This window comes from Paenibacillus sp. FSL L8-0708, from assembly GCF_038009325.1.
GTDB lineage: Bacteria > Bacillota > Bacilli > Paenibacillales > Paenibacillaceae > Paenibacillus_AQ > Paenibacillus_AQ odorifer.
In genome coordinates, this window is record NZ_JBBPBC010000001.1 from 6,775,676 (window position 1) to 6,790,093 (window position 14,418).

At 45.4% G+C, this 14,418-nt stretch carries 15 protein-coding genes; all 15 read right to left on the reverse strand.

Annotation, left to right across the window (positions count from 1 at the left end):
* Nucleotides 1–10: 10 nt before the first annotated feature.
* The 15 genes from NYE58_RS31755 to NYE58_RS31825 are packed head-to-tail and all read right to left on the reverse strand — an operon-like array spanning nucleotide 11 to nucleotide 14,417.
* On the reverse strand, nucleotides 11–2,731 hold the full coding sequence (locus NYE58_RS31755; protein ID WP_341003887.1) for a hypothetical protein: 2,721 nt from the start codon (nucleotides 2,729–2,731) through the stop codon (nucleotides 11–13).
* Between the two features lie 14 nt (nucleotides 2,732–2,745).
* Nucleotides 2,746–3,141 (reverse strand): phage tail fiber protein, encoded by a 396-nt coding sequence (locus NYE58_RS31760; protein WP_076219198.1) that lies wholly within the window; start codon nucleotides 3,139–3,141, stop codon nucleotides 2,746–2,748.
* A 12-nt stretch (nucleotides 3,142–3,153) separates the two neighbouring features.
* Nucleotides 3,154–3,747, reverse strand: coding sequence for a phage tail domain-containing protein (locus tag NYE58_RS31765; protein WP_341003889.1), 594 nt, complete (start codon nucleotides 3,745–3,747; stop codon nucleotides 3,154–3,156).
* Nucleotides 3,744–8,231, reverse strand: a complete 4,488-nt coding sequence (locus tag NYE58_RS31770; RefSeq protein ID WP_341003891.1) for a phage tail tape measure protein — start codon at nucleotides 8,229–8,231, stop codon at nucleotides 3,744–3,746. The genes NYE58_RS31765 and NYE58_RS31770 overlap by 4 nt, the downstream gene beginning before the upstream one ends.
* Nucleotides 8,228–8,500 carry a hypothetical protein gene (locus tag NYE58_RS31775; protein WP_076219195.1) on the reverse strand — a complete coding sequence of 91 codons (273 nt, stop codon included), beginning with the start codon at nucleotides 8,498–8,500 and terminating at the stop codon, nucleotides 8,228–8,230. The genes NYE58_RS31770 and NYE58_RS31775 overlap by 4 nt, the downstream gene beginning before the upstream one ends.
* A gap of 23 nt (nucleotides 8,501–8,523) precedes the next feature.
* Nucleotides 8,524–8,871: a hypothetical protein gene (locus NYE58_RS31780; protein ID WP_076316330.1), complete on the reverse strand. Its 348-nt coding sequence runs from the start codon at nucleotides 8,869–8,871 to the stop codon at nucleotides 8,524–8,526.
* A 3-nt stretch (nucleotides 8,872–8,874) separates the two neighbouring features.
* Nucleotides 8,875–9,669, reverse strand: coding sequence for a hypothetical protein (locus NYE58_RS31785; protein WP_341003893.1), 795 nt, complete (start codon nucleotides 9,667–9,669; stop codon nucleotides 8,875–8,877).
* 5 nt (nucleotides 9,670–9,674) lie between these two features.
* A complete protein-coding gene (gene gp17, locus NYE58_RS31790; RefSeq protein ID WP_341003894.1) occupies nucleotides 9,675–10,055 on the reverse strand; it encodes a tail completion protein gp17 in 381 nt (126 codons plus the stop codon).
* The gene (locus tag NYE58_RS31795; RefSeq protein ID WP_341003895.1) at nucleotides 10,055–10,480 is read right to left on the reverse strand and encodes an HK97-gp10 family putative phage morphogenesis protein; all 426 of its coding nucleotides are present in this window, start codon (nucleotides 10,478–10,480) and stop codon (nucleotides 10,055–10,057) included. Before NYE58_RS31795 ends, gp17 begins: the two co-directional genes overlap by 1 nt.
* The gene (locus NYE58_RS31800) at nucleotides 10,480–10,839 is read right to left on the reverse strand and encodes a phage head closure protein (RefSeq protein WP_339814533.1); all 360 of its coding nucleotides are present in this window, start codon (nucleotides 10,837–10,839) and stop codon (nucleotides 10,480–10,482) included. The genes NYE58_RS31795 and NYE58_RS31800 overlap by 1 nt, the downstream gene beginning before the upstream one ends.
* The gene (locus NYE58_RS31805) at nucleotides 10,817–11,077 is read right to left on the reverse strand and encodes a hypothetical protein (RefSeq protein WP_339815951.1); all 261 of its coding nucleotides are present in this window, start codon (nucleotides 11,075–11,077) and stop codon (nucleotides 10,817–10,819) included. The genes NYE58_RS31800 and NYE58_RS31805 overlap by 23 nt, the downstream gene beginning before the upstream one ends.
* A 53-nt stretch (nucleotides 11,078–11,130) precedes the next feature.
* The gene (locus NYE58_RS31810) at nucleotides 11,131–11,319 is read right to left on the reverse strand and encodes a termination factor Rho (RefSeq protein WP_341003897.1); all 189 of its coding nucleotides are present in this window, start codon (nucleotides 11,317–11,319) and stop codon (nucleotides 11,131–11,133) included.
* Nucleotides 11,320–11,353: 34 nt separating this feature from the next.
* Nucleotides 11,354–12,508: a phage major capsid family protein gene (locus NYE58_RS31815; protein ID WP_339814538.1), complete on the reverse strand. Its 1,155-nt coding sequence runs from the start codon at nucleotides 12,506–12,508 to the stop codon at nucleotides 11,354–11,356.
* Nucleotides 12,509–12,532: 24 nt separating this feature from the next.
* Nucleotides 12,533–13,279 (reverse strand): head maturation protease, ClpP-related, encoded by a 747-nt coding sequence (locus NYE58_RS31820; protein WP_339814540.1) that lies wholly within the window; start codon nucleotides 13,277–13,279, stop codon nucleotides 12,533–12,535.
* On the reverse strand, nucleotides 13,272–14,417 hold the full coding sequence (locus NYE58_RS31825; RefSeq protein ID WP_339814543.1) for a phage portal protein: 1,146 nt from the start codon (nucleotides 14,415–14,417) through the stop codon (nucleotides 13,272–13,274). Before NYE58_RS31825 ends, NYE58_RS31820 begins: the two co-directional genes overlap by 8 nt.
* Nucleotide 14,418: the final 1 nt, after the last annotated feature.

Consider the following 14,418-nt stretch of genomic DNA (forward strand, 5'->3'; position numbering starts at 1 on the left):
TATCCCTCCTTTAATCTAACGGAAACCGTAGACCATCAAATATTATATTTTGCTTTACGTTGACCTCTGTTGTTATATCTCCATTTAAACTTACAGCCACTGCGCTAGCTGTTGGATCTACTTTTGATGTCCATGAGGATGTAAGCATTCTAGTGATTCGCACAGGTCGAAACTGCGTCGGCAAATTAAAAATCTTTGTACCCGCTGGTACGTCAGTAATGTTGTAATATACGTACCCACGAAATTCAATAAATCCTTTATTCACGCGATAAGCTAAATCGAAGGCAGTAAATCCGCTTAGCACTGCGGACGGTGTAATCCAAGGCCCTGCATCCTTCTCCGCTTTCTTGGCAGCTAACACACTAACGGTTGAGCTTATCTCTGTCACTGCATCTGTTAAATCATGAATTTGCATCTTCTCAGTGGCGGCGTACGCTCCTGATACCGAAGGTACTGGTGATTTATCCAGTTTGATGTAAGAGACGCTGTAGGTAGCAGCTGTATCGTAATTATCCGTCCATGCATAACATGTACCGTCTGCTAACTTATCAATATTCCAAAAATCAGGCAGACCATTTTTAAATACTTGTTTAATTTCGGAGGCACGTTTTTTAAGGTTCGAATCTCCTCCATTACCCGCGTCATTGAGTCCAATGTAGTATACGTCTGATAGAGCATTTTTCTTTGGTCTCGCAGGCTCCCTCGATATATAACCACTGCCTACCTCGATAAAGTTATCGCCTTCGAGCAGAGAAAGAGCGCCATCCTCTTGTACCGTCTCCGTGGTCGGTGTTGCTAGACGGTATAGAAGTTGATACGGTGTCCAGCCCGAAGGTATTGTTGTTGGTAATACTCCTACCGGATTGCCAGCACTCAAAATCTCGACCCATCCTTTTGTTTGTCCGGCCGTACCGTTATATGGATTTGTAGCCACTCCACTAGCGCCGTTGTACATCCGCCAGCCATTAAAATAAGCCTTAATTTCGTCAGGTGTAGGAGTGTAGGAGTCTCCCCAACCGGAGTCTGTGTTGGCAATAGTAATGTATAATACGCCATTGTAAAGCGTTGATTGATCAGCAGCTGAATAAACACCCGCTGAAGGATATAAAGGGTATCCGTTATACTTAGTCACTCGTTCTGATGCGTTTATGCCACTAGAAGTTGGTAAAATAACGCGTACACGTTTGAAACCTGTGTAATTCGTATCGAATAACCACGACCAGTCACCCACAAGATTGGATTTACGCCATAACCTCGTTACCTCATACCGTCCGTTAACCTCACACAGTATATCCGGATCGCTGCCGTCATTTGGGTTAGCGTGTAACTCTACTCCACCAAGGGCGATAAGGCTGTCTTCACGAGGCTGGAATGGTGTAGCGACACTGCCTAGTTCGAGTTGTGGATTGTTGAAGTTGTATGTCCCTATCTGGTTACTTGCCAAATTTATTAATATATAGTAATAACCCTCTGGTACAGTAAGTGGCTGATTTTGAATCCATCCACCACTAAGAACAGCTAAGTCATTCTTTTTGTTACTATCCAAATAACTTCCTACTGCCCCACTATTAGCCGTTATACCCTCAATACTTAAATAGTACGTTTTCCCAGGCATTACAGGAACAGCACAACTGATTGCTTGCCACTCAGCAGTAGCTGTTAACACGCTCTGATATGGTCCGTTTGCCTTAGCGTTCGGGTTAAACGACCATGCCTTATCTGTAAATGGTGGCAACAGATTACGTCCATATCTCCGTACATATAACCCATCTACTCCATTAATACCTGGAGGTACATAAGGTAAGAGGCGATCAATAGCTTCACCTGTGATTGTGGTTCCAATAGCTGCGTAGTCTGCTGCAGATACGGCGTATAGGCGGACCTCATCAATATAAACTGTAGCTGCTACAGGTGGTACTTCCATTCCAGCAATAACGCGGAACCCACTACCCACCAATGTATTTGAGATAGGCACTTTAAGATATATTAATTGCCACTTCCCCGTAATTGATGTATCTGCATTTGCAGTGTACCTCGTTGTTACCGTGTTGTAGTCTCTCAACGTAACTCTAATCGTTCCGCTAGTATATGACTGGATATAAACCCAGCAAGCGAGGATATAATATTTAGTGCTATCTAGACTAACCGGAAAATCCCGAATTATATAAGCGGCTGCGGACGTGGATGTAAATTTAAAAGATGACACTCCGCTCTTTAGCATTTCAGTTGAAATTGAAGCCCCGCCGGACACAGACCATCCCGTTAAACTCTCTCCACTCCCAGCCCCACCAAGTAAATCTATCAACGTCCTACCCTGTACCTTTAATCCTTGTAGTCTAGCGTTCTTTGTTGCGTTTAGAATTTGCTGACCAGCTGATAGAACGATATCAGTTGTTGATTCCGAGGTTACTCCGGAAAGGTCCGTTAGGTTTTTGCGAAATGTTTCGTGATCGTAGGCGGTGTAATAACGGGCAACCTTCGAACCAATAGCCCAAGCCTTTGACGTCGTTCCATCAAATCCCCGCGTACACCCAGTTAAGGAATTCCCCGACTTCCCCGTATAAAGAATCGTCTCTGAACTCTCATCAGTGCCGATTGTAAACACGTTTGGGGCTGTTGGTAGCTTTGTTGCATCTACCACAGCTATTGTAGTAGCTGCTGCCGTGAGTGCCGCTGATAGCTCAGTTCCCGGCGAATTGGCTATCGCTGGATACATAGTTTGTTGTGCCAATAGATTCGCCCTCCTTAGCTTAAATCAATCGCGATTTGACCAACCAAAAATTTAAAAATGTCATTTACTAAAATGCTGCGTGGATCACCTAGCGGTCCATAATACAATAGGTTTCCACCTGTTGCTGCGTCCCGAATTCCTATGTGCGTGACTTGCCCCCATATAGCAGTTGCTACAGGGTAGGCAATCTCAACACTATTTTTAATTGTCTGGATGCCTCCCACAACCGCAGGGGCGCCAAAAGTTACAGCCTGTCGTGCGTAAGCTCCACCTGTCACCTCTTGACCTGTATCCGCTGCTGTGGGGTTACTCGTATATAAAGCGACGTGTACAGTTGTTGGGCGTGTGTAATTCGTATTTCTAAACACCTGATTCAGCAATGCACTAGCTAAATAATTTGATACGTTCAAGATTAACGCCTCCTATTCGATTTGATATTCATTTGTGATTCTGAAATTCGATAAAGTATTAGACCCATTATTGGTTAAGATCATAACTGCTTCCGAACGGATATTGCCGCCTGATTGAATGATCAGCGTTGTCGGTGAACTGGTGATTACTTGCTCCGTGATATGCTCTTGAACCGAATAAGCAAAAGGATCAAAAGCAACCAATTCCAATTCGAACATACCAATGCTGTTATATATCAACCTCTCCAATGAAGCCGATCCAGCATATCTGACCAGATAGAACTTATCCGGTTCAAAAGCACGTCTTAGTTCCATTGTTCTGGGTCTACCATTAGCATCAGTCAGATGCCTTGCAAGAGCCCTTACCCGTTGCTGCAAACCTGCTGCGCTCGGTACATCGTAATTAGTACCATCCGCAACAAAAGCACAAGAAAAAGAAAAGACGCGTTCCGTTAGGTCCGCGCCAAAGTCATATTGCCCGTGTTTACCAGCTATTTCTACATTCATATCTCGGGTGCTAGGGAGTAAGGGGTCTTTGGTCTCTTCAAGCACTCGAAACCCTAGATCTACGTCCCGAATACCTCCGAGAGTGATACTACTTGTCATGTTAATCCTAGCCCCCTTGTTGCTTTGGTGATTGAACTCCACTGCCGGCGGGATACATCGGTTGCAATTACCTTGCCGTCCAAATGAGTGTTTAAGTTGATGATTAATTCTCCATCACCCATAAGTCCCGCTGCCGCACCAGTGGAAGAACGCCCATCGTTCGCTAACGGCTGAATCCGACTGTCAATTGCGCTCAAGCTTGGCGAGCTGAGATCCATAGCAGCGGCATCAGCCATGTCCTGCGCAGCACCTTCGACCGCTGACATCTGCCGTTCCATACCTAGCGCTAATCCTTTGCCGATAAACTCACCAATAGCTATCATTACGCGACTTGGAGACTTGATCTTTAGCGTGTCCTTTATGCCATCTGTTGCTGCTTGAGCCGTGGCCGCTGCTGCGTTGTTGATTGCCGCGGTGCCTGATTGCATACCTTTAACGACGCCATTGACGATCTGTAGGCCGTATTCCTTGGCTTGAGCTTCTGCCCACTTCTTTTGTGCGGCGGTACCATTAGCCAATAGGCTATTAAGATAGGCTATCTCATTAGACATGTTCGTCGATGAAGTTGCCGCCTTTGCTGTTTTTCCCACCGTAGCAAGGATTTCATCCACCGCTGCCTTGATGCTGTTCTTGGTGCTGTTTAGGCCACTAAGCAACGCTTCCCCGAAGGATTGCCCAGCATCCTGCCATTTCGGATTATATTCCGCTAGTAGGTCGATCAGCTCCTGATTGTTACTATCGAGCATCAAACGCCGTACCTCAGCTTGTAAAGCCTCTTCGGTGTTGAGCGCAGTGTAATGAGTCTTAGTAGAATCCATCTGAGCAGTAAGGCTGTCAGTGGTCGCTTGAGCCTTCTTCTCTTCTGTGCTCTTCTTAGTCTCATACTCCTGTTTCAGCAGCTCAGCTTTTTGTTCACCTTGTGTCTTAATCCGAGTCATTTCAGATTTCAGATCATCAATCTGAACCTGGCGCTGTTCCAGAAGGTGTTTCCGCTCCCGCTCGGCAAGCATGTCATTAAGTTCTTCCTGTATCTTCGCTCTTGATTCAGCAGTATCAGCATCAGTTAATTCTTTCTGTTTGTCAGCTAATTTCTTTTGATAGGCAGCTTCTTCTGAGGCTTTGTCCTCAGCTTTAGTCAGACCCTCGATGCTGTCGATCTGATCTTGCAAGCCCAGTAACTGTGCCTGAGTCTGAGCGTCAAGCGTCTTAATCATCGCTTGATATTCAGCGTCATATCCAGCAATGATGGCGTCTGATGCTGCCTTGTGCTGGTCAATGCGCTTTTGTAAGGCCTCTGTAGCGACCTTTTCCTCTGCTGAATACCGAGCCTTTAGAGCAGTTACGGCAGCAGTGCTAAGCGTTTCAATTGATTTGACCTGCTCGTCATATAGCTTCTTTGCTTCTGCCGCTGCTTCTTTGGCAAGATCAGTCCGGATCTTATTGACCTGCTTATCAATAGCAATGCGCTCAGTGGTGCCAACCTTATAGCGAGTTTGAAGCTTCTCCCATGCTGCAAGCTCCTGCTCAATGGATATTTCATTGGCTTGTTTCTTAGCCTCGATGTACGTCTTGGATGCTTCAAACTGCTTTTTAGCCTCAGCCGCAGCATCCTTCGCGATCTGGTCATTTGCCTTTTTTATTGCAAGATTGATTGTCTGAATTTGGGCGCTGGTCTTGGCGTATGCAGATTTGACCTTTTCGAGTGAGGCGATATAAGCCGTTTCATCAAACTCACCCATTTTGTACTTATATTGAGCCGTATCTAAGGCCGCATTGAATGCTTTGTTTGCTTCCGCTGCTGCTTTAGTCGCTGCCGCCGCTGCTGCTTTCTGTGCTTTGGTTGCAGCTGCCGCAGCAGCCTTTTGAGCTTTTTCAGAAGCTTTATTTGCGTCCTTAGTTACTTTCTCCGCGGCTTTGGCAGCTGCTGCTCCAGTCTCACCAGTTAGCTGTTCGATTGCCGCTTTAGCCTTGCCCTTAGAATTGTTTATCCCTACAGCAAGTCCCTCAGATATGTTTTCTCCGTAGCCGGTTGTCAGCCGAGAAGGCGAATGAATACCAAAGAAGTTTTTAATCGAGTCACTGATCTTGGTCGCTACTTCCTTGGTTTTATCCACCACAGCGCTCGCCATACTGCCGATACCATTGACCAGCCCTTGCATGATTTGTTTACCGATTTTAGCGAGGTCGATACCTTTGAAGAAAGACATGACCTTGCCCCATATACTCTCAATGACTCCTTGAATCGTGCCGAAGATATTTTTAACGCTACTGAGCATTCCTTGAAAGTTAGCAGTTATGCTATTCCATATGCCCTTTGCAACTCCAACAACCGCTTGGGATAACGACTCCCATATAGATGCACCCAATGTTCGGAGTCTGGTAAAAATACCAATTCCCTCAGTGAACATATTTTTAAAGAAATTGATAACTCCACTGACCATTTTAGAAATTAGGCTATTCGCTGATGACTGTAATCCCTTGAAAGCATTAACTATACCTTCGCCCATGCTCTTCATTAAGCCAACACCGGATTTTAATAGGTTGGTAAAGAGCGTCTTCAGTCCACCAAGAAAGTTAAGAGTCATTAAACCCACGATGAAATCAATCGCACCACCGAGCAGCTGCTTAATGCCTTCCCACATCTTGCTCCAGTCCCCTGTAAAGAGTCCGGTGAAGATCTTAATGAGACCCATTATGATGTCTAAAGCGCCGCTGATAACATTCTTGATGGCTGTCCATGCCATGTCGATGATGAACAAGATGGCTGGCATAATGAATTCGATAACTTTTTTTATTGCATTAAATGCGTTTGTCACAGCTTGCAGAATCTGCGTTCCGTTTTCATCCCAAAACTTTTTAATCTTATCGATCTGCCCCATGATGAAATCACTAATTACTCCCCATACAGAAAGAGCGACACTTTTTATGGATTCCCACGCCGAATTTATAGCATTTCGCACGGTTTCGTTTGTGTTATAAAGATAGGTGAGTCCAGCCACCAACCCTGCGACACCTGCGATTATCAGCCCGACCGGACCTGTTAGCGCAGCGAATAGGGGGATAAGCCCAGATATTGAGCTGACAACTTGGCCAACTATTAGGAGTAGAGGACCAACCGCTGCGGCAATAGCTGCAACAGTGACAATCATCCTCTGCGATGCCGGGTCAAGGGAGGAGAATTTATTGGCAAGCTCCACTACTTTGTCGATGAAAGGCTGCAAAGAGTCAACGGCCTCCAGAATTATAGGCATCAACACATCGCCCAAGGTAATTGCGATATCGGTCAGCTTGTTTTTAAGAATTTGCACTTGACTTTCGAATGTCTTATAGCGTTCAGCAGCTTCTTTAGTGAGGGCATTGTTTTCATCCCATGCAGTTGTTGAAACATCTATCGCACTTGAGAATAACTCACTTGCATTACCGGCCCGTAACAAGCTATCTCGCAATCTTATTTCTGTAATGCCCATATCTTCTAACATGTTGATTGCAGACGTACCCGATGCTTCGGCGTTGCCTAAGCCGTTAATAAACGCACCCAGCGCCCCGACCGCATCTTCCTCAAAAGCTTTTTTGAACTGTTCTGATGTCATGCCTGAGATTTTCCCGAAATTCTGAAGATCCACACCCGCATCGACTATATCTTTCATTTGTGTTTGGGTCATACCCAGCGCATCAGCTAAAGCCTTAAACTCTTTACCGTTGTTGTCTGCCAAGAGTTGCAGATCTCTGAGAGATAAACCCGTTTTATCCGATAATTCTTGCACCTTTCCAAGTCCACGAGTAGCCGCAACCTGCATTCGCACCAAAACTCTTGAAAAGGCTGAGCCCCCCATTTCAGCCTCGACACCGACTGATGTTAATGCGGCAGCCAAGCCAGTAACTTCCGCCTCGCTCAATCCAACTTGCGATCCCGCACCAGCCAGCCGTAAAGACATGTCAACAATTTCAGACTCAGTAGTAGCGAAGTTGTTACCCAGTGCCACTATTGATGATCCCAATCTATCAAACTGATCTTGTGGCATTTTCATGATGTTGGCTAGTCGAGCCAGAGCAGTGGCAGCTTCGTCACTGCTCATATTCGTCGCAATGCCTAGATCGACCATAGTCTTGGTGAAACCTAGTATTGCTCCGGTCTTAATGCCCAACTGACCTGCTGATTCTCCAACTTTGGCTATTTCAGTCGCTGCCTGTGGCATTTGTTTAGCCATATCCCGCATACCCTGCTTGAGATCAGCAAATTCCTGCTCCGTTGCATCCACAGTTTTTCTAACTCCCGCAAATGCACTCTCGAAGTCACTCGCTGCTTTTAAGGATGCACCGCCGACCGCAACAAGAGGAACCGTAACCAGCGCGGTCAAAGATTTACCAACATCAGCCATGCCCTTGCCGAACTTATCAACTGACTTCTGCGCTTGTTTCATCGCATCATCTAAGCCAGTGTTATTCCCCAAGATGTTAATGACTAGATTGCCAAGTAAACTCATGATTCCCCTCCTTCCGGCCGCTTGATGCGGCTACCATACTTCTCACGGAATGCCGCTCGATCTGGCGTTTGATTGCCATCTCCCCGAACTCGGCGTTCCTTCTTCGGCTGTTCTTTCGCACCAAAAAGGCCGACCCCAATGCGGCCGACCAAGATGTTTGATTTATTCTCTTCATGCTCCATCCCGTAATCGTAGTACATCATGATCTGGGGAAAGGACATGTGATCTAACATGTATTCAGGTGTTGCCCAGGAGTACATTGCGCCCATTCGCGCAAAAATACGCCCCAGCTCTATAGGCTGGGGCTCCCCTCGTTTTTTCCTGATTCGCCGCCTGCTCGATCTTTAAGTGGAGCTAAGACGAATTCGATCAATTGCATCAACTGGTCGAAATCGGCGTTATCTCCAAGCCACTCCTCTGTAATATCCGGAAATGAAGGCTTGCAGATACTGATGACTTGTTTAAGAATTTCCGAGAAACTGTCATCACCACCGCCTTTTAACTTGTCTTGGTTCTTAGTGATATTGAGCATCACACGGGAGGGAATGCGGGAAACGTCGATATGCTTTCCACCCAGAATTACAATACGTTCATCAGGAACCACTTTATCAAGGTCAAGTACCGTTTGTTGTTTTGTCATTTGTTAAACCCCCTGCTCATCATAAATTTCAAACAATTGCATTCCTACATCACGGGTTGCATCCAAGGTACCGTTCATGCGGATTGGTGTCATCGCTGGATCTTCTGCATCAGCTTCAGGGAACGTGATGTTCAAGCCACCTTCTGGTGTGGCTTTGTAGATTGTTATCTGAAATTTCTTTCCTTCGTCATCATAGTTCGTGATCCGAGCAACACGCGGCTGAAAGGTTCCCAGACCGCCAGAGAGGAAGCGTTGTGCAGATAGTGGAGTATAGGTGTAGTTCACTGTCACAGCGTCCCCTGACACAATTGCGCCGCTGGCAGTACGAGAAATAACGGTATAGCCCGCACTATCGACAGCCAACACATAATCCGTGCCATCTACTAGAGTGGTAGCGCCTTTCTTAACTGTTACAGCAGTAACGACTGTACCGGCTCCATTCTTGTTTAGTAATCGTTTTTGAATCTGATTAGTCAACGTAACCGATTCTCCGGTAATTGTTTTTGGTGTCCCTGCAATGGTTTCTAACTTGTCGATACCTCCACGAACGACTGCTAGTGTGGCAAGGTTGATTTCCATCAAGTCTCCCTCAATACCAGCAACGTGATTGTTCATTCCTGTCTTAATTACCCCAGCATTGTCGCTCGTCACGGTCATTTCATCCCACGTTTCCTCGAATACGATACTGTTCATCGCTCCGAGGTCAATAAGACTGTTAATATCTGGCCCAACCTCGAATTTTGCAGAGCCAAACCGGATAGAACTAGCTTTTTGAACAGTCGTCATATTACGTACCATATTTGTTATTCCTCCCTGTAAATGATTTTGAAATCTGTTGCTATGTGATAGAGATTTGTGCCACTCTCGTACATGTCCCTGCTGCCTTCCCATACGCCTTGCAACACCCTAACCCCGCCCATGTTCCCCTTGTAACGTTGGAGGGCACTTCGTATCTCCTCTGCTAATTCCTTCGCCTCACTATATTTTGTTGAGAATACAGAGAATTGAAATCTGGGATAAGCTACCGGGATATTATGATGGGCCACTCCCGATATTTGGAGATAAGCGATGGCTGGATAAGTTGGTTTCTCAGGCAGCCAGCCGGGATAAATTCTATTGCCGACAACCGATTGAATCTCTTTGATGGACAGCAAGTAATCTCTCAATTTTGTTTCTATAGCCATTAAGCACCTACTCTCTCAACCACAGCCTTGACGCCCTCTATGAGCAGCTTTCGAACCTTTGCCCTGCTCTTATCCAATGAGGGTCTCATAAACGGGCGTGGTGGCTGGTGACTGCTTCCATACTCGTAAAAGGTAACGTAAAAAGGGGCAGACGCAGAGATATCTCCATTGCGTGCCCCTACAGATACATTTGCGTAATAGTTACCTTTTTGCGATATCCCGATATTCATTTCAAGCGAGAAACGAGTCTTTCCAGTCTTCCCGATAGGCGCTCTCGAGTCTGCCTCTCGAAAGACAATTTCAGCAGCCTTCGATATAAGGTCTCGTATCTCCTTTGTAATCTCTGCATTAGCTCGCTTAAGCTGCTTAATTACTTCCTCCGCACCATCTACCCGAATATTTGACCTTGAACTTCGTCTAACCATTATTGATGCTCCTTGCACATCAATTGCAGCTCACGGCGATTGAATTCTGGATGGATGATGTAAAGGATTTCGAACTCCGTTTCCTTGTAGCGCACAACCATAGTGCGATCAATCCCCTCTCGGTACCTAATGCGGATACGGGTAGTGACATCGGCGGTAACCTGTGCCGCTGCTGCGCGATCCTGCCCTCGTAAGGGTTGTATGGCAGACCAAATTTTACACACCTCTGAAGCAGTATCCAAAGGTTGTCCCCATTCGTCCTGCGCTCCTTCTCCAGGCGGCAGCAAGATGGTGATACGTTTGTTGTATTTCCCGCTGTGAGTACTCGCATTATACTTATTTTTCTGTATTTGAATCACCTTCTACTGCGATGGCTTCAAGAGCTTTGTCCAGGTTAAGATTATTGATATGTGTTAAAAAATTGGTATAGAAATATTCCAGCGCATCGTTGTACACATACCGAGACCGCTCAAATACCAATTCCTTAAAACGCTCATCAGAATTGATGTCATAATCCCCGCAAATCTTATTCAGATCTTCACATGAAGCCTTTAGGATCCGCATCAGATTGCCATCCTCTTCGTCATCAAGGTGCATCCGGTCCTTAAACTCCTGCAGGATAACTGGAGTGATCTCTACTGCCAATGTCCTCACCCCTTATCATCAGGAGTACTTGCGATTTCTTCGATATAGATTTTTTCATACTTATTTTTCGGTGTCGACAGTTCTTTCAACCGCGCCTTAGTGGCCTCCGCCCCTTCTTTTGGATAAACATCACCGATTTGATAGGTGTGCCCATCATGCTTAAGGTCCTTGAATTTCCGGATTACTTTATACATGTCGATCCCTCCTTTCTCAGAGAAAAGACTCCTATTAAGGAGTCTCATCACCGGCGGCAAACTGGATATCGAGATCGTAAAGCAAAGCGGCCTTGTTATCCTTCGGCTTACCGTTCGCGAATTGTTTGATCGTGTATAGCATGGCGTCTTCAATAGCTAAAGTTTGATCGAATTTATTGAGTTTATATCCGCCGGCGATAACCGCGATATATTGTCCTTTCACAAAGAACAGCGCTTTGCCAACTGGAATTTCCTCAGACTCGACAACTTGGATGTTATACGGCAATGCCGTAACCCATTGACCGTTAGACGTTTGAATTGTATTGCGCGCTTGAACGCTAATGGCATCAACTGGGTTAACAACCATAACAACTTTGTTCAGCACCTTGCGTGAATCACCTTTTTCATCTACAGCCAGCGCCTTTATAACGTTATGCAACTCACCGGAAACAACCTCGCCAAATTGAGAAGGTGCAAACGTCAGCGTGCCAGAAGATGTTTTATCGGTCACAGCGCCGTTAGAAGCAACGTTCTTCATCAAGCCAATCGGTTCATCCTGGGCAGGTCCACGACCATTCACAAGACCATATTCAAGGCCTACTGAGTAACTTTCAACAAGGAGGGTTCGAACATAGCGTTCCACCCATTCCGGACCCAAATCTAACATATCTTTCGGAATCACAGCAAAAGCAGTGAGCTTCAATTGACCGATTTGTTCTTCGCGGAATGCCGCGCCGACTTGGCCTTTGATTTCACCAAACAGTTTCCCCCATGCGAACGTTTTTGTTGGGTCGGCATAAATGAAGCGTGTCACCGCGCCCATATCTTGCAGCCCAATCACTTCAAGCAGTGGATGTTCTTCGACCAAATCCTCAAATACCCGCTCCTGTGTGGTAATAGGCAGGATTGTATCCTCGGCAAATCCGCCTGTCAAAATGACTTCGTTGAAGAATTTTCGTTCTCTGGATGTCAGAACGTTTTGACCACGTGCGGACAAGATCTGGCTGTCGATGTTTTCGTCGCGCACTTGCGTTGTGATCGTATCAGTCAGATCAGTGACCAGCGCGTCCTGCATTTCGTTCCATGCTGTAGCCTGCTTTTCGGCATCTGCTCCATCCTTAACAAAAGCCATGTAGGCCGCCTTCTTGCCTTCAAAGTTCTCCATCTTGCCTTTAAGTTTCATTGTCATTACTAATAACCTCCGTTTTATAATTTAAAAAATGAACCGCGATCCAGCTGTTGCAGCCGGATTTGGTTCATCCTTTGAGGAATTACTTTTCAATTGCTGGATTTCATTCTGCATATTGGCTAATTGCGTTCTGAGCTGCGTGATTTCTTTATCCTTGCCGTCGGCCGCTGCCGTAGAGGTAGCAAAGCCGATGTCTACAGCCTTTTGAGCTCCGTACCAAGTTTCAGCATCAACCGCGCTTCGAACTTCTTCTCGGCTGACATTTGCCTTTGTCATATAAATATCAATAATGCCTTCTTCGAGCTCGTCCAAAACATTCGCTTCTTTCCGCATTTCCGTTTTGGTACCCCAAACAATTGAACTTGCTTCATGAATCATAATCATTGATCCAAGACCCATGACCAATTCATCAGCAGCCATTGCAATAACTGAAGCTGCGGAACACGCCCAACCGTCCACATTAACCGTTACCTTTCCATCGTGTTTCTTCAGCCGGTTATAGATTGTAATGCCGTCAAATGCATCACCTCCAGGGCTATTAAGATGGATTACAATATCCCCAGTAATGCCTTTGAGCGCATTATCAATATCAGAAGCCGAAACTGAATCTTCCCAATACGAATCCCCAATCAAACCGTAAATCGTAAGCTCGGTGTTTCCAGCTGCTTCATTGCGCAATGTTTCGAATTTACGTTCAACCCGCTGAAGTTGCTCAACATACGATTGATTTTTAAAGGACTTGAAATAATCCCGTTTTGTAAACTTACGCATTCTCTCCCTCACCTCCTTCCTCAGAAGATGCGGATTCATAATTCTTCGTAAGGACATATTCATTAAGTGCAGGAACGTCCACTGGTTCATCTCCCAACATAATTCTGATTTCATTCCCATTGTAAGTACCGCTTGCTCGGAGTTTATCCACTGCATTGGCAACTTCCAGAGGATTCATTTCTGCAACTCCACGCACCTCAAGCCTCGTCCCACTCATATAGTCTGATTTAAGGATGATTTTTGCGCTAAATTCATCCTTTATCTTTTTGACTAACGGATTGATGCAAAATTTTATATACGCCTTGATGGCAGTCTCAAAATCAGACATCTCTCCGTGCACCAATGAGGTAGGGATTCCGAGAATATTAGCTACATCATCGATTAGATCTCGTTTTAACTTCGCCAATTCATCAACAGATTTCCCGCTCTTACTCCCGTCCGAAACCTCGTTATACTCAAACCCCTTGAGCTTAGGTACAATTGCGATGGTGTTCTTCCGAAATGAGTTAAATAACTTGTCAATGAATGTCTGAAGTTTCGTTTGAGTCTCTTCGTTCAATGATTGAGTAGCGTCGACATTTACCGTGCCTCTTATTTGGTTACTATGCTTCCCGCTTTCGATCATTCGAGAAAACAACTCCGCATAGTCGTCAAACATACTTTCCATGAACATGGTCAACTTTTCATTGTTGTAAGTCAGATATATGACCTCATCCATGCGGAATGTTCTCTTGAAAGTGTAATCTTTGACAGTTACATCCCTAAAAGCATCTAAGTAAACCGCATATTCATCACGGGAAAAGCTATCCGCGATCAGCAAGTCGTTATCATCAGATAAAATGACTAGGATCTCGTTGTCATAAATCAACCTGTATACGAACCTTTGCCAAAAATCAGCCGCTGATTGATCTGTATTCGGTCTTACATTCAGCAAATAGTCCCAGTCATTACGCTGACGTTTTCCATCCTTCATGATCCGAAATTCACTTTGGCTAATGGTCCTAGCAATAAAGTTGATACATGTTTCAAGCGACATTTTCTTCAAATATGATTTATGGCTTGCATCATAAGGAATATCCAAATCGAATAACCACTCAAGTTCTTTGTTACGCCTAAAAACCGTCTCCAAGAAACCCATC